Origin of the sequence: Stenotrophomonas mexicanensis, assembly GCF_032911605.1 — a bacterium.
In the GTDB taxonomy this organism is placed as follows: domain Bacteria; phylum Pseudomonadota; class Gammaproteobacteria; order Xanthomonadales; family Xanthomonadaceae; genus Stenotrophomonas; species Stenotrophomonas maltophilia_A.
The window spans coordinates 77,948-100,376 of sequence record NZ_JAWJTG010000003.1; the positions used below are offsets into that span (position 1 = coordinate 77,948).

At 66.8% G+C, this 22,429-nt stretch carries 22 protein-coding genes; 16 read left to right on the forward strand and 6 right to left on the reverse strand.

Translation table 11 applies throughout. From position 1 onward, the window contains the following. Window positions 1-77: 77 nt before the first annotated feature. Together R1L06_RS02875 and R1L06_RS02880 are read left to right on the forward strand one after the other, a co-directional pair. Window positions 78-680, forward strand: coding sequence for a LolA-like protein (locus tag R1L06_RS02875; protein ID WP_317216872.1), 603 nt, complete (start codon window positions 78-80; stop codon window positions 678-680). 107 nt (window positions 681-787) lie between these two features. Then, window positions 788-1,564 carry a DUF481 domain-containing protein gene (locus R1L06_RS02880; RefSeq protein WP_010481298.1) on the forward strand — a complete coding sequence of 259 codons (777 nt, stop codon included), beginning with the start codon at window positions 788-790 and terminating at the stop codon, window positions 1,562-1,564. A 115-nt stretch (window positions 1,565-1,679) separates the two neighbouring features. On the opposite strand, the gene hemC is transcribed toward R1L06_RS02880, so the two are convergent. The 4 genes from hemC to R1L06_RS02900 form a co-directional block, all read right to left on the reverse strand. Further along, on the reverse strand, window positions 1,680-2,591 hold the full coding sequence (gene hemC / locus R1L06_RS02885) for a hydroxymethylbilane synthase (protein ID WP_049421426.1): 912 nt from the start codon (window positions 2,589-2,591) through the stop codon (window positions 1,680-1,682). Window positions 2,592-3,032: 441 nt separating this feature from the next. Then, the gene (locus R1L06_RS02890; RefSeq protein WP_317216873.1) at window positions 3,033-3,935 is read right to left on the reverse strand and encodes a sulfurtransferase; all 903 of its coding nucleotides are present in this window, start codon (window positions 3,933-3,935) and stop codon (window positions 3,033-3,035) included. Then, window positions 3,932-4,735: a CoA pyrophosphatase gene (locus R1L06_RS02895; protein WP_277779355.1), complete on the reverse strand. Its 804-nt coding sequence runs from the start codon at window positions 4,733-4,735 to the stop codon at window positions 3,932-3,934. Before R1L06_RS02895 ends, R1L06_RS02890 begins: the two co-directional genes overlap by 4 nt. A gap of 136 nt (window positions 4,736-4,871) precedes the next feature. Continuing rightward, window positions 4,872-5,573, reverse strand: coding sequence for an FKBP-type peptidyl-prolyl cis-trans isomerase (locus R1L06_RS02900; protein ID WP_032127896.1), 702 nt, complete (start codon window positions 5,571-5,573; stop codon window positions 4,872-4,874). A gap of 167 nt (window positions 5,574-5,740) precedes the next feature. Here R1L06_RS02900 and R1L06_RS02905 point away from each other — a divergent pair, with 167 nt between their 5' ends. Genes R1L06_RS02905 through nth form a run of 3 tightly spaced genes read left to right on the forward strand, consistent with a single transcriptional unit; the run spans window position 5,741 to window position 7,573 of the window. Further along, the gene (locus R1L06_RS02905) at window positions 5,741-6,523 is read left to right on the forward strand and encodes an enoyl-CoA hydratase/isomerase family protein (RefSeq protein WP_317216874.1); all 783 of its coding nucleotides are present in this window, start codon (window positions 5,741-5,743) and stop codon (window positions 6,521-6,523) included. Window positions 6,524-6,527: 4 nt separating this feature from the next. Continuing rightward, window positions 6,528-6,881: a hypothetical protein gene (locus R1L06_RS02910; RefSeq protein ID WP_049399879.1), complete on the forward strand. Its 354-nt coding sequence runs from the start codon at window positions 6,528-6,530 to the stop codon at window positions 6,879-6,881. Then, on the forward strand, window positions 6,881-7,573 hold the full coding sequence (nth, locus tag R1L06_RS02915) for an endonuclease III (RefSeq protein ID WP_049463598.1): 693 nt from the start codon (window positions 6,881-6,883) through the stop codon (window positions 7,571-7,573). The genes R1L06_RS02910 and nth overlap by 1 nt, the downstream gene beginning before the upstream one ends. A gap of 81 nt (window positions 7,574-7,654) precedes the next feature. Here nth and R1L06_RS02920 read toward each other — a convergent pair whose 3' ends face one another. After that, window positions 7,655-8,887 carry a porin gene (locus R1L06_RS02920; protein ID WP_032127900.1) on the reverse strand — a complete coding sequence of 411 codons (1,233 nt, stop codon included), beginning with the start codon at window positions 8,885-8,887 and terminating at the stop codon, window positions 7,655-7,657. Window positions 8,888-9,439: 552 nt separating this feature from the next. On the opposite strand from R1L06_RS02920, the gene pstS (R1L06_RS02925) reads away from it, so the two are divergent. From pstS (R1L06_RS02925) to rnt, 11 genes are all read left to right on the forward strand, one after another. Continuing rightward, window positions 9,440-10,456 carry a phosphate ABC transporter substrate-binding protein PstS gene (gene pstS, locus R1L06_RS02925; protein WP_317216875.1) on the forward strand — a complete coding sequence of 339 codons (1,017 nt, stop codon included), beginning with the start codon at window positions 9,440-9,442 and terminating at the stop codon, window positions 10,454-10,456. Window positions 10,457-10,967: 511 nt separating this feature from the next. Further along, complete coding sequence (gene pstS / locus R1L06_RS02930) at window positions 10,968-12,056, forward strand: phosphate ABC transporter substrate-binding protein PstS (protein ID WP_317216876.1); 1,089 nt, start codon at window positions 10,968-10,970, stop codon at window positions 12,054-12,056. Between the two features lie 82 nt (window positions 12,057-12,138). After that, entirely contained in the window at window positions 12,139-13,107 is a 969-nt protein-coding gene (pstC, locus tag R1L06_RS02935; protein WP_049421601.1) for a phosphate ABC transporter permease subunit PstC, read from the forward strand. Then, window positions 13,107-13,970 carry a phosphate ABC transporter permease PstA gene (pstA, locus tag R1L06_RS02940; RefSeq protein ID WP_032127902.1) on the forward strand — a complete coding sequence of 288 codons (864 nt, stop codon included), beginning with the start codon at window positions 13,107-13,109 and terminating at the stop codon, window positions 13,968-13,970. Before pstC ends, pstA begins: the two co-directional genes overlap by 1 nt. 19 nt (window positions 13,971-13,989) lie before the next feature. Beyond that, window positions 13,990-14,820, forward strand: coding sequence for a phosphate ABC transporter ATP-binding protein PstB (gene pstB, locus R1L06_RS02945; RefSeq protein WP_005408788.1), 831 nt, complete (start codon window positions 13,990-13,992; stop codon window positions 14,818-14,820). Window positions 14,821-14,917: 97 nt separating this feature from the next. Then, complete coding sequence (gene phoU / locus R1L06_RS02950; RefSeq protein ID WP_008265615.1) at window positions 14,918-15,625, forward strand: phosphate signaling complex protein PhoU; 708 nt, start codon at window positions 14,918-14,920, stop codon at window positions 15,623-15,625. A gap of 258 nt (window positions 15,626-15,883) precedes the next feature. Further along, window positions 15,884-16,240, forward strand: a complete 357-nt coding sequence (locus R1L06_RS02955; protein WP_032127903.1) for an HvfA family oxazolone/thioamide-modified RiPP metallophore — start codon at window positions 15,884-15,886, stop codon at window positions 16,238-16,240. Next, complete coding sequence (locus R1L06_RS02960; protein WP_121503827.1) at window positions 16,227-17,102, forward strand: HvfB family MNIO-type RiPP peptide maturase; 876 nt, start codon at window positions 16,227-16,229, stop codon at window positions 17,100-17,102. Before R1L06_RS02955 ends, R1L06_RS02960 begins: the two co-directional genes overlap by 14 nt. Next, a complete protein-coding gene (locus tag R1L06_RS02965) occupies window positions 17,095-17,850 on the forward strand; it encodes an HvfC family RiPP maturation protein (RefSeq protein WP_317216877.1) in 756 nt (251 codons plus the stop codon). The genes R1L06_RS02960 and R1L06_RS02965 overlap by 8 nt, the downstream gene beginning before the upstream one ends. Window positions 17,851-17,876: 26 nt before the next feature. Next, complete coding sequence (locus R1L06_RS02970; protein ID WP_317216878.1) at window positions 17,877-18,398, forward strand: HvfX family Cu-binding RiPP maturation protein; 522 nt, start codon at window positions 17,877-17,879, stop codon at window positions 18,396-18,398. 169 nt (window positions 18,399-18,567) lie between these two features. Then, entirely contained in the window at window positions 18,568-19,218 is a 651-nt protein-coding gene (rnt, locus tag R1L06_RS02975; RefSeq protein ID WP_014036542.1) for a ribonuclease T, read from the forward strand. Between the two features lie 95 nt (window positions 19,219-19,313). On the opposite strand, the gene R1L06_RS02980 is transcribed toward rnt, so the two are convergent. Further along, the gene (locus R1L06_RS02980) at window positions 19,314-22,340 is read right to left on the reverse strand and encodes a two-component regulator propeller domain-containing protein (protein WP_317216879.1); all 3,027 of its coding nucleotides are present in this window, start codon (window positions 22,338-22,340) and stop codon (window positions 19,314-19,316) included. Window positions 22,341-22,429: the final 89 nt, after the last annotated feature.

Below are 22,429 nucleotides of genomic sequence, written 5' to 3' on the forward strand. Positions count from 1 at the left end.
CCGATTATGTCCGAGTCGCGGGTCTTGTGTGGGACGTTTGGGCTATCGTGGTCGCCCCCACCCCTCTGGAACACCCGATGCGCCGGTTGCCTGCCCTGTCCCTGCTGGCCTGCCTGCTGCTGGCCGCCTGTGATCGCGCGCCCGCGCCGGCCAGCACCGAAGTGCCCGTGCCTGCGGCGGATCCGGCGCAGGCGGTGCTGGGCGCCAGCCAGCGCTTCTCGGCCCTGCGCAGCTTCCACGCCGAACTGGAGGTGCTGGGCGCGCCGCAGCCGGTGCGCAGCGCCATGGACTTCGTCGCCCCCGACCGCTTCCGGGTGCAGACCCCGGCCGGTCCGCAGACGATCATCGGCGACACCATGTTCCTGCAGGCCGACGACGCGATCCGGCAGGTGCCGACCCCGCCGGGCCTGCTCGAGCAATGGCGCAACCCGCTGCCGGCCGATGCCCTGCCCGCCGATCTGCAGGCCGAAGACCTGGGCAGCCAGTCGCTGGACGGGGTCGAGACGCGTCACTACCGCCTGCGCGGTGCGCAGCCCGGCGAACGCCTGGAGTACTGGGTGGACGCGCAGGGCCTGCCGCGGCAGATCGTACGCAGCGGCAGCAGCAATGGCCGCAGCTTCCAGCTGCGCCTGCGCTATTCGCGCTTCAACGACCCGGCATTGCACGTCGATCTGCCCTGAATAGGCGATCGCGGCAACGTCTGCTGAAGAAACCGTTTGGATCGATTCGGACCGCCATCACGCTTCCAGTATCATCACCGGCTGTCAACCGCTTCGGAGAAGCCCCGATGTCCCTGCGCGTGTCCCTGCTGATCCCCCTGCTGCTGTGCGCACCGCTCGCGTATGCGCAGGATGCCTCCGAACTGGCGGCGATGTCCTCGCCGTGGAGCGGCAGTGGCGGCGAGCTCGGTTTCGCTTCGGCACGCGGCAACAGCAGCACCGAGAGCTTCAACGGCCGCCTGCGCCTGCGCTACACCGATGGCGACTGGGTTCACAGCATGGACCTGGCTGGCCTGCGTTCCAGCTCCAAGGTGATCGAGACCCGCGACGACGGCTCCACCAGCCGCCGCAACAACACCACCGCCAACCGTTACACCGGCAGTGCCGGCAGCGCGCTGCAGCTGGGCGAGCACCGCCAGCTGACGGCCACGGTGCGTACCGAGCGCGATGACTTCGCCACCTACGACCGCCAGAGCTCGTTCGGTCTGGGTTACGGCACCCGCCTGTGGAACACCGAGCGTTTCTCGTTCGACGCGCAGATCGGCCCCGGTGTGCGCCGCACCCACAGCACCGAGGACGACCGCACCCGCACCGGCATGATCGGCCGCGGCCTGTTCGACATGAAGTACTCGCTGACCGACAACACCGACCTGGTCAACACCCTGCTGGTCGAGTCGGGTTCCTACAACACCTTCGGCCAGAACGACTTCGGTGTTTCGGTGAGCATGAACGAACATCTGGCGCTGAAGGCCGGCTGGCAGGCGCGTTACAACAGTGACGTGGCCGAGGACAAGCGCAAGACCGATACGCTGACCACGATGAACGTGGTCTACAAATTCAAATAAGAAACGGGCGCCGAAGGCGCCCGTTCTTCTTTCGGTAGTGCCGGCCGCTGGCCGGCAACTGCATTCAATCGGAGCACGAGGTTGCCGGCCAGCGGCCGGCACTAGCTGCGATGGCTCAGACGTTCAGCAGTTCGCCGGCACCGGCATCCAGCAGCATCTTCGCCACGCGCTGGCCCAGTGCTTCCGGGTCACTGGCCGGGCCGATCGCCTCGGCACGCACCGCACGGCCATCACTGGCACTGCCGACCAGGCCCTGCAGGTGCAGGTCGGTGCCCTGCCACTGCGCGATCGCCGCCACCGGCACGTGGCAGCTGCCATGCAACGCACGGTTCATCGCTCGCTCGGCTTCCACGCAGGCACGGGTTTCCGCGTCATCCAAGCCCGCGAACAGCGCCATCAGGCGCGCATTGCCACCGTCGCACTCCACCGCCACCGCGCCCTGCGCCGGGGCCGGCAGCCACTGCGGCGGTTGCAGGCGCGCGACGATGCGCGCGCCCAGGCCCAGACGCTCCAGGCCGGCCACGGCCAGCACGATGGCGTCGTAGCCACCGTTGTCGAGCTTGGCCAGGCGGGTGTTGACGTTGCCGCGCAGGTCCAGCAGTTCCAGGTCCGGGCGCAGCGCGCGCAGCTGGGCCTGGCGGCGCAGCGACGAGGTGCCAACCCGCGCGCCGATCGGCAGCGCATCCAGCGAGGCGTACAGGTTGGAGACGAAACCATCGGCCGGATCGTGGCGGGTCAGCATCGCCGGCAGCGCGAAGGGTTCATCCAGTTCCATCGGCACATCCTTCAGCGAATGCACGGCGCAGTCGGCCTCGCCACGCAGCATGGCCAGCTCCAGTTCCTTCAGGAACAGGCCCTTGCCACCGATGGCGGCCAGCGAGCGGTCCAGCACCTCGTCACCGCGGGTGCTCATCGGCACCAGTTCCACATGCAGGCCGGGGTGGGCCTGGCGCAGGCGATCGGCGACGTGTTCGCTCTGCCAGAGGGCGAGCGGGCTCTTGCGGGTGGCGATGCGGACGGTTTCCATCCGGTCATTATCGCGCCTTCGGCGCGGATACGGCCAACGGCGGAGACCCTCGTGGCTGGTGCGTCGGCTGGATCTATCGCGCTTGGCCGGACGGGGTGGGTTCGCGGGGGACGCCGTGAATCCGTCCATGGAGGCTTGGCCGCGGCTTGCTCGTGTGCGCTGTCCTGCGCACACGGCAAGACCGGGGTTGGGCGTCCTGCCCAACCCGCCCGAGGCATGCCTCGGGCCCATGCGGCTCACGCCCCCGCAACCGGACCCACCCCGCCTTCGACAGATTCCGGCTGCTGTTGGTGGGTGCCGACCGTTGGTCGGCACGGGATCGAATCGATCGGAGGGTGCTTTGTAGAGTCGAGCCACGCTCGACTGCTCTTTGCATGCGAATCGGGCACGAGGGGGGGCAGAGCCGTTTTCCGTTGGAAAACGGATCCGACCCCGCGCGCCTCAGGCGCCGGTCGCCACCGGGCGGCTGCTGTCGCTGACCCAGCCGCTCCAGGAATCGGCGTAGATGCGTGCGCCGGACAGACCGGCCGCTTCCATCGCCAGCAACAGGTGGCAGGCGGTCACGCCGGAGCCGCACATCAGCACCACCTGCTGCGGATCACGGTTGCCGATCACGCCCTGCAGTTCGGCGCGCAGTTCCTGTGCATCACGCAGGCGGCCGTCGGCGACGTTCAACGCAAACGGACGGTTGACCGCGCCGGGCACGTGGCCGGCGACTGGGTCCAGCGGCTCCACTTCGCCGCGGAAGCGCTCACCCGCGCGTGCATCGACCAGCCAACCGGGTGCATGCTTCAAGCGTGCAGTGATTTCATCGGCATTGGCGATCTGGGTGGTGTCGAAACGGCCCGGGTAAACCGGCAGCGCGGTCACCTCATCCTGCCCCGTCGCCAAGGGATGCCCTGCGCCCTGCCATGCGGCGATGCCACCATCAAGCACGGCCACCTTGCTGTGCCCGATCAGGCGCAGCAGCCACCACAGGCGCGAGGCGGCCATGCTGCCATCGCTGCCGTCGTAGACCACCACCTGGGTGTCGGGACCGATGCCCCACTGGCCCAGTTTCGCGGCGAAGGCATCGCTGTCCGGCAGCGGGTGACGGCCGTGGCCGCTGCGGGTCAGATCCGACAGGTCCCGATTGAGGTCGGCATACACCGCGCCCGGAACATGCCCCGCCAGATACTGGCCGTTATCCGCCTGCGGATCGGCCAGCGAGGAACGTGCATCGACCACGCGTACGGCGGTACTGGCAGTAGCACGTGCGTCGACCACGCGAACGCCCTCGCCCAATGCAGCGGCCAGGGTGGCGACATCGACCAGGGTGGTCCACGGCGGATCGATCGGCTTCATTGCACTTGCTCCAGGCGGCGACGCAGGTTGTAGAGGATGGCGGCGGTGGCGCCCCAGATGCGCTGGCCGGGCCAGCCATATTCGAGGACGTGGCGGACGCGGCCGCGATGATTGATTTCGACCTGGTGCAGGTTGTCGGCTGCCATCAGGTAATCGAGCGGCACTTCAAACACTTCGGCCACTTCACTGGGCTGTGGCACCGGCACGAAATCCGGATCGACCACGGCCACCACCGGCGTGACGCGGTAGCCGGTGATTGTCACAAAGGGATCGAGATAACCCAGCGCCTGCACCTGGCCCGGCGCCAGTGCGATTTCTTCCTGGCTCTCGCGCAGCGCGGCCGCCAGTGCATCGCGGTCATCGGGTTCGGTGCGGCCACCGGGGAAACCGACCTGGCCACCATGGGTGCGCAGGGTTTCGGTGCGACGGGTGAGAATGACCTGTGCGCCGTTGGCGCGCGGCACGATGCCGGCCAGCACGGCGGCTTCCACCGGGGGCCCGGGCGGCAGCAGGTCACTCAGTTCGCTGCGGTTCCAGCCGTCGCCGGCCGGCGGCTCGGCCAGTGGATGCAGCGCGCGCATCAGGCGCTCGTGATCAGCCAGCGAGCCGCGCAGTGATTGCTGCAGCTGTTCACGCAGAGGTTGCACGCGATGCAGGATGCGGCTGCGTTCCTCGTTGCTCATCGACGACCACCGCGCGATCTCATCGATATGCCGCCCGCAGCCGGTGCATTGCCGGTGCGGATCCAGCGTGCACACTCCGATGCAGGGACTTGCGACAACACGCGCCGTTTTTTCCATTGTTTGCACCCGACAACAGTAGCGCGATCGGGCTGAATTTGCGCGGGGTCAATATGCAGTGCACGGCAGCGTCGCGCTCCGCGCAAACAAAAACGCGCCGGTGGGATCACCGGCGCGTTTCGTTTACCGCTTCGATTTACTTGACGCTGACCAGCTTGATCTCGAACTGCACAGCCACGTTCGGCGGGAACGGGGTGCGCGGGTCGGCACCGTAGGCCTGGTCCGGCGGCAGGGTGACTTCCCACTTCGAGCCAGCCGGCATCTGCAGCAGGGTCTCGCGCATGGCCTTCATTTCGACTTCGCTGACCTTGATCGACGGAATCTGCTGGGCCGGGCGGGCTTCGGTCGGGCGCTGGCCGTACGGGAACGGACCGGCCACTTCCAGCTGCACGGTGCTGGCCTGGGTCGGCTTGGCGCCCTTGCCGGCTTCAATCACGCGGTACTGGACGCCGCTCGGCAGGGACTGCACGCCGGCCTTGGCCTTGTTCGCCGCGATGAACTGATCGCTCTTGGTCTTGTTTTCGGCAGCAGCCTTTTCGTACTCGGCCTTGGCAGCCTGGGCACGGCCCTGCTCGCGCTTCTGGAACGCTTCAACGGCCGGCTTCAGCTGGTCGGCGGTAATCGCCGGCTGCTTCTTGGCGTAGGCGTCCTGCAGACCCTTCACCACCGAGTTGATGTCCAGCTGCTCACCACGACCGGTCAGCTCCGCCAGGTTGTTGCCGTAGTCGTAACCGAAGTAGTAGCTCAGCTTGCCCTTTTCGGACGAGACGTCCTGGGCGAAGGCATTGCCCGTCAGGGCCAGGGCCGCGACGGCGACCGCGATAGAACGCAACTTCATCAAACAGTTCTCCAGGGGTGGTAACTCAGGGACGTTCTGCGCCGCCCTGAGGCGACGGGTTAGGATAACGGGCACAACGTGTAACCGCTACTCACGATGCAGGCTAAGACCCGTCTGCGTTGGCGGAGTTCAATCTCACTTTTTTTTAACGTTTCAGGAGTTTCCCCGTGGCCGATGCCCTGATCGCTGTCGCCGACGACGGCGCCATCCGCACCGTGACCGTCCAGCGCCCGGACAAGCTCAACGCCTTGAATGCCGCGACCCTGCAGGCGCTGACCGAGGCGTTCAGCGCCGCCGCAGCCGACCCGGACGTGCGCGTGGTGGTGCTGACCGGTGCCGGTCCGAAGGCTTTCGTGGCCGGGGCCGACATCGCCGAGATGAACACACTCAGTGCGGTTCAGGGACGTGATTTCTCCCTGCTCGGCCAGGCCCTGATGCGCCAGATCGAGCGCATGCCCAAGCCGGTGATCGCACGCGTGAACGGCTTCGCCCTGGGCGGCGGGCTGGAGCTGGCCATGGCCTGCCACCTGCGCATCGCTGCCGATACGGCCAAGGTCGGGCAGCCGGAGATCAATCTCGGCCTGATTCCCGGCTTCGGCGGCAGTCAACGCCTGCTGCGCCTGTGCGGCCGCGCCGCCACCCTGGAGCTGTGCCTGCTGGGTGCACCGATCAACGCCGCGCGTGCGCTGGAACTGGGCATCGTCAACGAGGTGGTGCCCGCCGATGCGCTGGACAACCGTGTACAGGACATCGCGCGCCAGCTGGCACGCTCGGCCCCGCTGGCCCTGCGTGGCCTGCTCGACGCGGTACACGTGGGTGGCGAATGCAGCCTGGAGGCTGGGCTGGAGTACGAAAGCGCGCATTTCGGCCTGCTGTTCGCCACCGAAGACATGCGCGAAGGCACCAGCGCCTTCCTGCAGCGCCGCCCGCCGGCCTTCCAGAACCGCTGACGCCATGGCATCCCGACCCAACCCCGCGCAGCTGTTCGCCCGGGTCCAGGCAGACGATCTCGATGGCGCCCTGCAGGCCGGTCTCATGGACTACGTTGCCCGTGCCGGCGACGAACAGCTGCTGCCCGGCCACCCGGACCTTCCACGACGCCTGCAGCAGGCCCAGCAGCAGCTGCACGCGGCCTGGGCCGCACGCGAACGCTACCGTGCCCGTGCCGTGCGCCTGGCGCGCCGCGAGGCCGAACGCGATGCGCGACGCACGCCAGCCCCGGCGCCGGACGTGAAGCCCGCCCTGCCCCCGGCCGCCGCCGCGATTCTCGCCCGGGCCAAGGCCCGCGCCACCGGCAAGGAGCAGTAATGGCCGCTGCGAAGAAGACCCCGCGCGCGCCGGCGCGACGCGGTGGCAGCATGCCGCGCGCCGATGTGGTGGAAATGTTCACCCGCCTGCGCGAACTCAATCCGCACCCGAAGACCGAACTGGAGTACAGCTCACCGTTCGAACTGCTGGTGGCGGTCGCGCTGTCGGCGCAGGCCACCGACGTGGGCGTCAACAAGGCCACGCGCCGCCTGTTCCCGGTGGCCAATACCCCGGCAAAGATCCTCGCGCTTGGCGAGGACGGGCTGAAGCAGTACATCGCCACCATCGGTCTGTTCAACGCCAAGGCGAAGAACGTGATCGCCACCTGCGCGATCCTGCTGGAGAAGCACGGCGGTGAAGTGCCGCGCGATCGCGATGAACTGGAAGCGCTGCCGGGCGTGGGCCGCAAGACCGCCAACGTGGTGCTCAACACTGCGTTCGGTGAGCCGGTGATGGCGGTGGACACGCATATCTTCCGCGTCTCCAACCGTACCGGCCTGGCCCCGGGCAAGAACGTGCGCGAAGTGGAAGACAAACTGGTGAAGGTGATTCCGGCCGAGTTCCTGCTCGACGCGCATCACTGGCTGATCCTGCACGGACGTTATGTGTGCAAGGCGCGCAAGCCGGATTGCCCGGGCTGCGTGATCGCCGACCTGTGCCGGTTCAAGGAAAAGACCACGGCCGAGGCGTGAACGCGTTCGTGGTGTGACAAAACAAGGACGGCGGGCACAGGGCCCGCCGTCTTTGCTTGTAGACAAGAGTGCTTCAGGACATCAGAACGACAGGTCGCCCCAGACGCCGAACTCCTTGGTCTTGTCGTTCTTCTTGTCGCTGGCGTTGGCCAGGTGCGTGTACTTGTACACGGTCGACAGCTTGAGGTTCTTCATAACCGGGAACTCGACGCCGACGTTCCAGTACTTGTCGCTCAGGGTCGGGTCCAGCGTCTTGCTGACGTCGGTGTCATCGTAACGACCGAACACGTTGATGCCGCCGTCGGTGACGCGCACGCTGCCCCACACCGACCAGCCGCTGGTCTTGTCGGTGGCAACGGTCATCACGTTGTTGAGGTTCTTGGCCTGGAAGTACTCGCCACCGACGCGGAAGTCGCTGCTGGCGTAGGCCACCATCGCATTGGCGCGGGTGTAGGTGTTCTCGGCGCTCTGGATGTCGGTTTCCTTGCCCAGCTTGCCACTGTAGCCACCGACGGCAACCACGAAGTTCTCGTTCGGGGTATAGGCCGCGCGGCCTTCCACGTCCATGCCCTTGCTGCGGGTCGGGTTCTTGTAACCGGCGCCGGACACAACCGAGACCGCGTAGTTGAAGTTGTTGCCCAGGTTGCCGAAGCCATGCAGGCCCCAGTCGGACGAGTTGCCGTACTTCAGGCGATCGGTCAGGGTGTTCTCGACATAACGCATGCCGTAGAACTTCTCGACGTACGGAATCCACGGCATGTCGGCGGCACCGACGCGCAGGTTGAAGGCCGGGTCGAAGCTACCCTGCACGTAGGCCTTCTTGACGAACAGTTCGGTGTTGCCGATGGCCGAGCTGTACTGGAAGTCGGTGGTCAGGTTGGCCGACCAGATGTCGTTGAACTTGTGGTCGACGGTCAGGTAGAAGCGCTTGACGTCCAGACCGGTGCCGCTGGCGGCGGTGTCCTTGCCGTTGCTGGTCTTGTCGATGTTGGTCAGGTCGAAGAACATGCGACCGCCGATCTTGTTGTCATTGACCAGCTTGGCCAGCTTGTCGACGCTGGTCTGGGTCTTCTGTGCACCTTCCAGAGCCTGGGCCTGGGTGATGTTCACTTCGGACTGCGCGTCAGATTGTGCCTGCAGCGCCTGCGAATCGTTCTGCAACTGCTGGACCTGGGCCTGCAGGGCAGCGATCTGCGCCTGCAGCTGCTGCAGCTGTGCCTGGGATACGCCCGTGCTGGCGGGAGCTGCGAAGGCGTCGGCGGAAACCAGACCGAGGCTTGCAACGACCGCGGCGGCGAGCAAATGGGAACGCATTTTGGATTTCTCCAGAGGGTTGGAATGGCTTGGGCAGAACGCCACGCCGGCTGGCCGGTCAAGCGTTTTGCGAACATTCCGTTAAAACCATGACAGCCGAATGACAACCTGAGCACCAACCACAGATTTCTTCGTGCGGTCATGCGTACGACTCATTTGCCGCCACATGCTTGTCGATCCCTTGCGGCATATGGCGTCACGTATCAGCGTCCCGGCCCGGGCCGACCGCCGCGCAGACCTCACCAGCAGCGATGGTTTCGTGTGGATGACGCGGCATCACTGCGGAATGCCAGGCCGGGATGGCATTGACGACCACACCGGGCAGTCCATCAGCGACATGTAGAACGTGATCGCAACCGGGCCACGTCCGTCTCCGGCGCATGGTCATCACGTTGCCCGCAGCACTCAGAACCTTCACGCCCCTGGCTGTGCGGACGCCGGGCAGCGCTGTAACGGTTGCGTCATACAACGGTCCCTGCGCTGTCATCGAACCGTTATGGAATGTGCGCCGGGCGGGTAACCCCGCATCCCAATCAACCCAGGAGCCACCCCGTGATCCACGCCTTCAAGTCGCGCGTTGCCGTTGCCGTCTTCGCAGCGTCGTCCGTGTTCGCCGCCAACGCCGCTGAAATCACCGGCGCGGGCGCCTCGTTCATCTACCCGGTGATGTCGAAGTGGTCGGCCGACTACAACGCTGCCACCAGCAACAAGGTCAACTACCAGTCGATCGGTTCCGGCGGTGGTATCGCCCAGATCAAGGCCAAGACCGTTGATTTCGGCTCCTCCGATGCTCCGCTGAAGCCGGAAGAACTGGCCGCTGCGGGCCTGGCGCAGTTCCCGTCGGTGATCGGCGGCGTGGTGCCGGTGGTGAACGTGGCCGGCATCGCCCCGGGCGCGCTGAAGCTGGACGGCACCGTGCTGGCCAACATCTTCCTGGGCAAGATCAAGACCTGGAACGACCCGGCCATCGCCGCGCTGAACCCGGGCGTGACCCTGCCGAGCGCCAAGATCACCGTCGTGCACCGCTCGGATGGTTCGGGCACCACCTTCAACTTCGTCAACTACCTGTCCAAGGTCAGCCCGGAGTGGAAGACCTCGGTCGGTGAAGGCACCTCGGTCCAGTGGCCGGCCGGCATCGGTGGCAAGGGCAACGAAGGCGTTGCCGCTTACGTGAAGCAGATCAAGGGCGGCATCGGCTACGTCGAACTGTCCTACGCGCTGCAGAACAAGCTGTCGTACACCGCGATGAAGAATGCCGCCGGCCGCTTCGTGCAGCCGAGCGACGCCTCGTTCGCCGCCGCTGCTGCCAGCGCCGACTGGGCCAGCGCCAAGGACTTCTACCTGGTGATGACCAATGCCCCGGGCGCCGAGTCCTGGCCGATCACCGCCACCAACTTCATCCTGGTGCACAAGAAGCCGAAGAACCCTGCCAACGGCAAGGCCACCCAGGAGTTCTTCCGCTGGGTCTACAAGAGCGGCGACGCCCAGGCCCGCCAGCTGGACTACGTGCCGCTGCCGGACAGCCTGGTCCGCCAGATCGAGACCTACTGGACGCAGAACCTGAAGTAAGCAAGCGCGTTCCCCCGCAGGAACGGGATCGGCGGGTCCTCTCTCCCCCGCCGATCCCACCCCGGGCGCGAGATCCTCGAGATCTCGCGCTCTTCTTGTTTTTGGGGGTTGGACGTGAAGAGCGCTGCGCTTCCAATCTACTGGCCGGAGCCGACGCAGGGCCCAGCCCGGGACACGCCGTAAACCCGTCCATGGGGGCTCGATCGCGCCATCCATGGCGCGAACGGTCCCGGGCTGGGCCCTGCGCCGACTCTGGACAGTTCATCGGGGGCGCGGTGGGGTCATGAAAGGCAGGAGCAAAGGCAAGAGCGTTTGTAGAGCCCCGGCCGTCATATCGGTGCGCAGATCCGGGGTCTCCGGGGGTCTCCCGGACCGTGGCCAACCCCGTGAAACCCTTGTCAGAACGTGATCCAGGACACCTCTGTCATGGTCGTAATACGGCTGTAACAAAAACATCATTTCATAGCCGCATCCGCCGACGCCGTCGGCTCTTCCCCGCTATGGAGTGACCATGAAACTGCACTCGGCCGGCCTTGCCGCCCTTTCCCTGGCCATCGCCCTGGGCCTGTCGGCCTGCGGTGGCGACAAGCAGGCCGCGCAGCAGCCGGCTGCCGACGGTGCCGCCGCCCCGGCTGCTGCCGGTGCCAAGGTGACCGCCGAAGTGTCCGGCGCGGGCGCGTCCTTCATCTTCCCGCTGGTCTCCAAGTGGTCGGCTGACTACAACACCAGCACCGGCGCCAAGATCAACTACCAGTCGATCGGCTCCGGTGGCGGCATCGCCCAGATCAAGGCCGGCACCGTCGACTTCGGCTCCTCCGACAAGCCGCTGAGCAGCGAAGAGCTGGCCCAGGCCGGCCTGGCCCAGTTCCCGTCCGCCATCGGCGGCGTGGTGCCGGTGGTCAACATCGAAGGCCTGGAAACCGGCAAGCTGCGCCTCAGCGGCGCCCTGCTGGCCGACATCTTCCTGGGCAAGGTCAAGACCTGGAACGACCCGGCCATCGTCGCCGCCAACCCGGGCGTGAAGCTGCCGGACGGCAAGATCACCCTGGTCCACCGTTCGGACGGTTCGGGCACCACCTTCAACTTCTCCAACTACCTGTCCAAGGTCAGCCCGGAGTGGAAGAGCAAGGTCGGCGAAGGCACCTCGGTGCAGTGGCCGGACGGCGTCGGTGGCAAGGGCAATGAAGGCGTCGCTTCTTACGTGAAGCAGATCAAGGGCTCCATCGGCTACGTCGAACTGGCCTACGCGCTGCAGAACGGCATGCCGTACGCCGCCATGCAGAATGCGGCCGGCAACTGGGTCGAGCCGAGCGCGGAAACCTTCGCCGCTGCGGCTGCCAGCGCCGACTGGGCCAGCGCCAAGGACTTCAACCTGGTCATCACCAACGCGCCGGGCGAGCAGGCGTGGCCGATCACTGCCACCAACTTCATGCTGATGCAGAAGCAGCCGAAGGATGCCAAGCGCAACCAGGACACCCTGGCCTTCTTCAAGTGGGCCTTCGAAAACGGCCAGGCCCAGGCCAACGAGCTGCACTACGTGCCGCTGCCGGCCGAACTGGTCAAGCAGATCGAGGCCTACTGGGCGACCGACCTGAAGTGATGGACACGACGGTGCCCGCCCCGCGCGGGCACCGCCTCTTCCACGCCGTGCCGCCCCGCCCCTTCCTGGCCCTGCCGTCCCCATGAATGCCATCGCCCAGCCTGTAGCCGCCCCGTCCACGCGTGATGCGCGTGATGCCCGCAACGACAAACTGTTCCGGTGGGTGCTGGTCGGCACCGTCATCTTCGTCCTGATCGCCCTGGCCTGCGCCGCGCTGTCCATGCTGTGGGGCGGCCGCCATGCCCTGCAGATGCAGGGCCTGAGCTTCTTCTTCTCCGCCGACTGGAATCCGGTCGAAAACAAGTTCGGCGCCCTCGCTCCGATCTACGGCACCCTGGTCACCGCGCTCATCGCGATGGTCATCGCCGTGCCGGTCAGCTTCGGCATCGCCTTCTTCCTCACCGAAGTCGCGCCGCGCTGGCTGCGTGGCCCGGTCGGTACCGCCATCGAACTGCTGGCGGGCATTCCTTCGATCATCTACGGCATGTGGGGCCTGTTCGTGCTGGTGCCGGTGATGACCGAGTACGTCACTCCGTTCCTCAACGAAACCCTGGGCGAGATGCCGATCATCGGCCCGCTGTTCCAGGGCCCGCCGCTGGGCATCGGCATGCTCACCGCCGGTTTCGTGCTGGCCATCATGGTCATTCCGTTCATCTCCTCGGTGATGCGCGAAGTGTTCCTGACCGTGCCGACCCGCCTGAAGGAATCGGCCTACGCGCTGGGCTCCACCAAGTGGGAAGTGAGCTGGGACATCGTGCTGCCCTACACCCGCTCGGCAGTGATCGGCGGCATCTTCCTCGGCCTCGGCCGCGCCCTGGGCGAGACGATGGCGGTGGCCTTCGTGATCGGCAACAGCGTTCGCCTGTCGCCGTCGCTGCTGGAACCGGGCACCACCATCGCCGCGCTGATCGCCAACGATTTCGGCGAAGCCACTGAAACCTATCGCTCGGCCCTGCTGCTGCTCGGCTTCGTCCTCTTCATCGTCACCTTCGTGGTGCTGGCCATCGCCCGCCTGATGCTGATGCGCCTGTCCCGCAAGGAGGGCAACTGATGTCCACCACCGCTGATTCGCTGTACCTGCGCCGTCGCATCGGCAATGTCGTTGCGATCACCGCCTCCTGCGCCACCGCCCTGTTCGGCCTGTTCTTCCTGGGCTGGATCCTGTTCACCCTGGCCTCCAAGGGCCTGGCCGGCATCAACTGGGATCTGTTCACCAAGATGACGCCGCCGCCGATGCAGGAAGGCGGTCTCGCCAACGCCTTCTTCGGCAGTGCCGTGATGTGTGCGCTGGCGATCGGCATCGGCACCCCGCTGGGCGTGCTTGCCGGCACCTGGCTGGCCGAGTACGGCAACGCCCGCAAGGCCGGCACCGTGGTCCGTTTCGTCAACGACATCCTACTGTCGGCGCCGTCCATCGTGCTTGGCCTGTTCGTCTACACGCTGTACGTGATGCAGACCGGCGGCAACTTCTCGGCGTTCGCCGGTGCGCTGTCGCTGGCCTTCATCGTGCTGCCGGTGGTGGTTCGCACCACCGACGAAATGCTGCGCCTGGTGCCCTCGCAGATGCGCGAAGCGGCCCTGTCGCTGGGCATCCCGCAGTGGAAGGTGATCGTGCAGGTGCTGTACCGCAGTGCGTCGGCCGGCATCATCACCGGCATCCTGCTGGCGCTGGCCCGCATCTCCGGCGAGACCGCACCGCTGCTGTTCACTGCCTTCGGCAACCAGTACTGGAACAACAACATCTTCCAGCCGATGGCCTCGGTGCCGGTGGTGATGAACCAGTTCGCCGGCAGCCCGTATGAATCCTGGCAGGTGCTGGCCTGGGCCGGTGCCCTGGTGCTGACTGTCTTCGTGTTGCTGGTCAGCCTTGCCGCCCGCGGCATCCTGCTGCGCAACCGTATCTCCCATGACTGACCTTTCCGTGGATAACGCCATGAACGACCTTTCCAACGCCGTGCCGATGCAGCGCATCGCCGTGCCGTCCTCGCACGAGAGCCTGCACACGCCGTCGCCGGTGAAGCTGGCTGCGCGTGGACTGGACTTCTACTACGACAAGTTCCATGCCCTGAAGGGCATCAACCTGGAGATCCCGGAAAAGCGCGTGACCGCGCTGATTGGCCCCTCCGGCTGCGGCAAGTCGACCCTGCTGCGCATCTTCAACCGCATCTACGCGCTGTACCCGAAGCTGGAGGCGCGTGGTGAAGTGCTGCTGGACGGCGAGAACATCCTGTCGCCGAAGTACCCGATGAACCGCCTGCGCAGCAAGGTCGGCATGGTGTTCCAGAAGCCGGTGCCGTTCCCGATGACCATCTTCGAGAACGTGGCCTACGGCATCCGCCACCACGAGAAGCTGAGCAAGGCCGACATGGCCGACCGCGTCGAGCAGGCACTGCGCCAGGGCGCACTGTGGGACGAAGTGAAGGACAAGCTGGGGCAGAGCGCACTGGGCCTGTCCGGTGGCCAGCAGCAGCGCCTGTGCATCGCCCGTGCCGTGGCCCTGCGCCCGTCGGTGCTGCTGCTGGACGAGCCGACCTCGGCGCTGGATCCGATCTCGACCAGCCGCATCGAGCAGCTGGTGGAAGAGCTCAAGCACGAGTACACCATCGTCATCGTCACCCACAACATGCAGCAGGCCGCGCGCGTGTCCGACTACACCGCCTTCATGTACCTGGGCGACCTGATCGAGCACGACCGCACCGAAGTGATCTTCTCGCAGCCGTCGCAGCGGCAGACCGAGGATTACATCACCGGTCGCTTCGGCTGAAACGTCAGTCGACAGACAGACAATGTCAGTCGAGCATGGCTCGACTCTACAAATCACGTCAGCCAGGCATGGCCTGGCTCTACCCGGATTGCAGACCATGAATCTTCCCAACGACCACATCGTCAAGAGCTACGACGAAGAACAGCAGCGGCTGGTGGCCGAAATCGTGCGCATGGGCGAGATGGCCGTCGCTCAGCTCGAAGCGGCGATGGACGTGATCGAGAAGCGCGACGAGAACGCCGCCCATCGCATCATCGCCAACGACGAAGCGATCGATGCGCTGGAGCAGCAGATCAGCCATGACGTGATGCGCCTGGCGCTGCGTGGGCCGATGGCGCGCGACCTGCGCGAGATCCTGGCCGGCCTGCGCATCCCGGCCGACATCGAGCGCATCGGCGACTATGCGGCCAACGTTGCCAAGCGTTCGATCGCGCTGGGCAAGGTGCCGCCGCTGCCACAGATCCAGGGCCTGCGGGCGCTGGGTCGCCTGGCCGCGCAGCAGGTGCGCCGCGCCATTGCCGCCTACCGCGACAACGATGCCGACGCGGCACTGGCCCTGCGCGAGGACGACGCCCGCCTGGACGCGCAGTACACCGCGCTGTTCCGCGAGCTGCTGACCTACATGATGGAAGACCCTCGCAACATCACCCCGTGCACGCACCTGCTGTTCATGGCCAAGAACCTGGAGCGCGTGGGCGACCACGCCACCAACATCGCCGAGAACGTGTGGTTCCTGGTGCACGGTGAGCAGCCGCTGCCGCCGCGTGAAAAACGCGACGAAACCTCCAGCACCGGCCAGCCCTGACGCTGCACTGCAACACCGGAGTTGACTCCAAGGTGGCCGCTGTCCTGGTGACAGCGGCCTTTTTGTTTTGGGCGTTCCGGCAGTTCATTCACGCATGGCGTGGCCTACCAGGCCGCTGGTCTCCCCTTCTGTAACAAACCTCACGAAAATTTGAGGTCTTGGCGAGGATTCGTTGAGTAGGATCGCTGCACCATCGCTTCCACCGGCATCCCTGCCGGCTACCCGGGCATCTGCCCACACCACCCAGGAGCACCACCGATGAGCAGTTCCAACAAGACCCTGTCCCTGCTGACTGCTACCGCCCTGGCCGCCGGCCTGGGCATGACCGCCAGTGCCTCGGCCCTGAGCATGAGCGACCTGGCCCAGGGCTATCTGGTCGCTGGTCAGGCCGCCAAGGCCAGCACCGATGCCAAGGCAGCGGACACCAAGATGGCCGCGGACGCGACCAAGCACGCCGAAGGCAAATGTGGTGCCGACGGCAAGAGTGCCGAAGGCAAGTGCGGCGCCGACAAGGGCAAGGCCGCCGGTGCTGCGGCAGGCGCCAAGGCCAAGAGCGGCGACAAGAAGTCGGCCGAGGGCAAGTGCGGCGAAGGCAAGTGCGGTGCCAAGCACTGACGTCCGCGCCAGCGCCGTCCACCTGCGGTCGCCGCTTCGTGCGGCGGCCGCTGGGTTGGGGCTGCGCCGGGCGCTGCTGCAGGATCTGCGCGATGCGCCTGCCGGTGACTTCGACTTCCTCGAATGCGCGCCGGAGAACTGGATCCATGTCGGTGGTCCCGCCGGGGATGCACTGGCCGAACTGGCGCAGCGCCATCCGTTGAGCTGCCACGGCCTGTCGTTGTCGCTGGGCGGCAGCGCGCCACTGGATACGCAGCTGCTGGAACAGGTCGGCCAGTTCCTGGAAAAACACCGCGTGCCGCTGTACAGCGAGCACCTGAGCTACTGCAGCGACGACGGCCACCTGTACGACCTGCTGCCGATTCCGTTCACCGACGAAGCCGTGCGCCATACCGCCGCACGCATCACCCATGTGCAGGACCTGCTGGGTCGCCGCATCGCAGTGGAGAACGTGTCCTACTACCTGGCGCCGGAACCGGCGATGGACGAACTGGCCTTCACCAATGCGGTGCTTGCCGAAGCCGACTGCGATCTGCTGCTGGACGTCAACAATGTCTACGTCAACGCCTGCAACCACGGCTACGATGCCGACAGCTTCATTGCCGGGCTGCCCGCAGAGCGCATCGTCTGCCTGCACGTGGCCGGGCACCTGGACGAGGCACCGGACCTGAAGATCGACACCCATGGCAGCGCGGTGATCGACCCGGTCTGGGAGCTGCTGGCGCGTACCTACGCGCGCATCGGCCCACGCCCCACCCTGCTCGAACGCGATTTCAACTTCCCCCCCTACGCCGAGCTGCAGGGCGAACTGCAGACCATCCGCCGCCTGCAGTCCAGCCATGCCGGTATCGCCCATGGCTGATACCTCCCACACTCTGCGCGCACAGCAGCATGCGTTCACCGCACACCTGCGCGATCCGCAGGCGGTGGCCGCACCCGCTGGGCTGGAACCACGCCGGGTCGCGGTGTACCAGCGGCTGCTGTTCAACAACCTGCTGGGCCTGTTGAGCAACGGCTTCCCGGTCTGCGTGCGCCTGCTCGGCGAACCGGCCTGGAGCGACCTGGTGCGCCACTACTTCGCCACCCATCGCTGCCAGACGCCGCTGTTCACCGAACTGGCCGCCGAATTCGTGCAGTGGCTGCAGGCACAGCCGCAGCTGCCGCACCCGGCGTTGCCCGAGCTGGCCCACTACGAGTGGGTGGAAACCGCGCTGTACCAGCTTCCTGCCGAGCCGCTGCCGGCGCCGGGCAACATCGATCCGCTGCAGGTACCACTGCAGCGCTCGCCGCTGGCGTGGCCGCTGCTGTACCAGTGGCCGGTGCACCGGCTGGGTGCCGAGGATGCACCAATGCACCCGCCAGCCGAACCGACCGGCCTGCTGGTGCGCCGTGAGGCTGACGGCGAAGTGCGCTTCGCCGCACTCAGCCCGCTGGCGGTATACCTGCTGTCCAGCATCGGCGAACAACCCGGCCTCGATGGACATACCTATCTGCGGCAATTGGCCGCCGCGCACGGCCTGGCTGAGGAGGCGCTGGCCGAACCCGGTGCTGCACTGCTGCAGCAGTTCCTGCAGGCCGGCGTGATCGGCCCGCTCACAGTCCCTGGCTGACGCCCCTTCCCCCCGGAGAACCACCGATGAACCTTCCGACCCTGGCCGCCGCGCGCGGCCAGCTGGACCGTCTCGCCCCCTGGTTGGCGCCGCTTGGCCTGCGCCTGCTGCTGGCCTGGGAATACTTCGAATCCGGCCGCGAAAAGCTGCGCGGCCAGAACTGGTTCGCCGACCTGCAGGACGCTTTCCCGTTCCCGTTCGACCAGCTGCCGGCCACCCTGAACTGGCAGCTTGCCACCTGGTTCGAGCTGATTGGCGCGGCCTGCCTGCTGGTTGGCTTCGGCACCCGGTTTGCCGCCGCCAGCCTGCTGGTGCTGACCGTAGTGGCCACCTATGCGGTGCATTGGCCGATGGAGTGGAACTCGCTGGCCGACCTGGCCATGGGCTACGCGATCACTGACCAGGGCTTCGGCAACTTCAAGCTGCCAGTACTGTTCATGGCGATGCTGCTGCCGCTGATCTTCACCGGCGCCGGCAGGCTGAGCGTGGATGCGTGGTTGGCGCGGTGGTCTCCCTCGGCCACGCCTGCACGGCCAGCAGTCCGGTAATCGCCAAACCTGGTCGGCGCACCGTGTGCCAACCAGGGTTGGCACCTACCGGAATCCTGAGCGCGCGGTGTCCCGGTAGGTGTCGACCTTGGTCGACACACGCCCGCGCAGGGAACGCATGCACCGAGGGCTGGCCGGGCGCTCAGGGTCGCTCTGCTAGAATTCACGCATGACTGACCCCACCCCCGCACCTGCCGCCGCTCCCGATTCCGCAGTCCCCCAGGCGCAGCGCGCGATGTCACAACGCTTCCGCGGCTTCCTGCCGGTGGTGGTGGACGTGGAAACCGGCGGCTTCGACAGCCAGCGCAACGCGCTGCTGGAGATCGCCGCGGTGCCGATCGAGATGGACGAGAACGGCCTGCTCTACCCCGGCCAGACCGCCAGTGCCCACGTGGTGCCGGCCGAGGGCCTGGAGATCGACCCGAAGTCGCTGGAAGTGACCGGCATCATCCTCGACCACCCGTTCCGGCTGGCCAAGGAAGAGAAGGCGGCGCTGGACCACATCTTCACCCCGGTACGCGCGGCCATGAAGAAGTACGGCTGCCAGCGCGCGATCCTGGTCGGCCACAACGCGCATTTCGACCTCGGCTTCGTCAATGCAGCGGTGGCGCGGACCGGGCACAAGCGCAACCCGTTCCATCCGTTCAGCGTGTTCGACACGGTGACCCTGGCCGGCATCGCCTACGGTCAGACCGTGCTGGCGCGTGCGGCCACCGCCGCCGGGCTGGGCTGGGATGCCAACGAGGCGCACAGCGCGGTGTATGACACCGAGCAGACCGCGCGGTTGTTCTGCACCATCGCCAACGCCTGGCCGCGGTAAGCCAGCCAACGGCGCAACCGCATCCACGCAGTGCGGACCAACGGTCCGCACCCACCACTCACCGGACGGTAGATCCACGCCATGCGTGGATGCGATCAACCAATACTCGTACGATCGCGGCCGTCGCTCTTGGCGCGGTACAACGCGCGATCTGCGCGCTGGTACAGCAGTGCCGGGGTGCGGTCGTCGGCATCCAGTTCCACCAGGCCCGCGCTGAAGGTCACGCGCAGTCCGTCCACCCCGGCCCAGTCGGGATGGTCGTGGAACAGGCCGCGCAGGCGCGCGCACAGCTGTGCGGCTTCCTCCAGGCGGGTGTCGTTGAGCAGCAGCGCGAACTCTTCGCCGCCGGTCCGCGCCGGCAGGTCCGAGTCGCGGCTGGCGGCGGCGATCAACCGCGCCACCTGCACCAGCACGGCATCGCCGATGCTGTGGCTGTGGCGGTCGTTGACGTCCTTGAAGTGGTCGATATCCAGCACCACCAGGCACAGCGGATGACCGCTGCGCTGCGAACGCGCGAAGTCACGCGCCAGCGTTTCATCGAAAGCACGGCGGTTGGCCAGGCCAGTCAGTGCATCCTCGCGGGCCTGCCGTTCGAATGCCTCGGCCTGCCGCGCCAACCGTTCGGCCAGCTCGGTCTTTTCCTGGTTCAGCGCCTGCAGGTGCACGGTCTTGGCCTGCAGGTCGAAGGTCGCCTCGTCCACGCGCCGTGCCAGGCGCAGGTTGCTGGCCTTCAGCTGCTGCAGCAGCAGCCGGTACAGCGCCACCAGCCCGGCCAGCAGCAACATGCCACCCAGCACCTGTACGCTGCGTCGCTGCCACCAGAACGGCTCCACGGTGAAGCTCCATACCGCTTCCTGCTGGCCCCAGCTGCCACTCGGATGGGCAGCGGCCACGTGCAGGGTGTAGTCGCCCGGCGGCAGGCCGACGAACTCCACGCTGCGCTGCGGGCCGCGTTCGACCCACCCCGTATCCAGGCCGTCCAACCGCGTGCGGTAGCGGATCCGGTCAGACATCAGGTAGCTCAGGCCGACATAACTCACCGCCAAGCGGCGGCCGCCGGGAATGTAGTTGCGGTCCGGGCCTTCCCAATGCACCGGTGCGCCATCCACCTGCACGCTTTCAATCGCTGCCGGCGGTGAAAGACGCTCGCGGAAACGCTGCAGGCGTTGCGGATCGACGGTGCTCAGGCCTCCGGCGGTGACCACCCAGAACGTGCCGTCCTGGCGCAGGATCGCCGATGGCCCGGAGCTGCCGTTGGCCTGCGCGTTGGCCATGCCGTCAATCTCGTTGTAGCGCTCCACCACCACCCGGGGTGCGCGCCCGTCGGCAACCGCATTGAGCGTGGCCATGTCGGTGCGCAGCACGCCGCGGTTGCTGCTGATCCACACGTTGCCAAGGCGATCCGGCACCAGTTGGAACACCGCATCCACCGGCATGCCCTGCTCCAGCCCCACCCGTGCCAGCGTGCCGTTGCGCCAGCGGTACAGGCCACGGTCGCTGCTGATCCACATCGCGTCACCCAGCTGATGGAAGCCGAACACGCTGCGGCCACCGCCCATCGGCGCGAGGTCGATCGACTGCACGTGATCGCCGCGCAGTACGCGGATGCCCTCGATGGTGCCGATCCACAGGTTGCCCTGGTGATCGTGCTCAAGCGCGGTGATCAGGCCGCTGGGCATACCCGCAACGCTTGATACCTGCACGCGGTCGCCGTCGATGCGGACCACGCCCTTCTGGGTGCCGGCCCAGACCACACCCTGCGGGTCCACGCTGATCGCGCGGATGTTGCCGCCCGGCATGCCATCGGCGGCGGCATAGTTGTGCCGCAGCCGGCCATCGGGGCCAAGACGGTAGACGCCATCACCGAACGTTCCGACCCACAGGTCACCGTCCGGGCCCTGCGCCAGGCTGAGCACCGAAGGTGCCTTGCCGCCGCGGTTGTGCAGCGGCATCGCGCGGAAGCGGCCATCAGCAGCCTGCAGGTCGAGGCCGCTGGCACTGCCGACCCACAGCTGGCGTTCGCGGTCCTCGAACACGGTGCGCACATAGTCGCCACTGAGGCCATCGCGCTCGGTGTAGCTGCTGAACAGTGTTTCGCGCAGGCGGTACAGGCCACCGTTGGCACCCACCCAGATGCTGCCCTCGGCATCCTCGCGCAGGCTGACCACGCGCCCACCCGGCAGGTTCAGGCCCGCCGGCAGTCGCTCCAGGCCATGCGCTGAGATCCGCAGCAGGCCCTGGTTCTCGGTGCCCAGCCACAGGTCGCCATGGCGATCCTGCAGCATCGAGGTCAGGTGCAGCTGCCCCGGCAGGCGGTGCATCAGCACCAGCTGATCATCCTCCACCCGGTACAGGCGCTCGCCGGCGACGATCCACAGCGCGCCATCCGGAGCGCGGTACGGCCACGACAGGCCACTGCCGGCGCCCAGCCCCCACGCCGCGGGCGCCCGCTTGAGCACCCCGTCGTTGTCGCGCAGCACCAGTCCATCCAACGTGCCGGCCCAGACCCGGTCCTGCGCATCGACCACCAGCTTGGTGAAGCTCATCGCCATCGGCAGGTCGGCGGCCGGAGCGTGGTAGACGATGCCGGTGTCCGGCGTCAGATAGCCGATGCCCTTGCCTTCATACAGCAGCCACAGGCGGCCCTGGCTGTCCATCTGCATGGACTGGATCAGGACCTGCGGGGTATCGGCCTGGTGCTCCCAGACACGCCACTGGCCATCGTTGCCGCGATGGCTGACATTGCCCCGCGAATCACTGATCCACAGCCCACCCTGGCGGTCGACGAACAGCGCGCCGATGCCGTTGTCGCGCAGGCCCGGGCGGGTACTGCGGTCGAACACGGTGAAATCCAGCCCGTTGTAACGCACCAGGCCTTCCCAGGTGGCGAACCAGAGGTGGCCTTCGGGGGTCTGCGCGATGTCGCGCAGCGAGTTGTGCGGCAGGCCGTTGCGCGACGTCCATACATCAATGGCGTAGTCGCGCAGTGGCGGAGCCCCCTCCTGCGCTGCCACCGGCAGTGCAAGGGCCAGCAGCAGCCACAGCAGGCCCTGTCGCAGCCATCGACCGATATCTGATCCGCAGCGCTCCACCCAGCGCCCGATGTCCCCCTGTCCGGCCATCAGTGCAACGGCGGCGGCCAGGCAGGGCTGCCGGGCCTGGCAGCATGCGGGAACTGCCGGGCAGCGCGGGACGGCATGCCGGCGGGAAC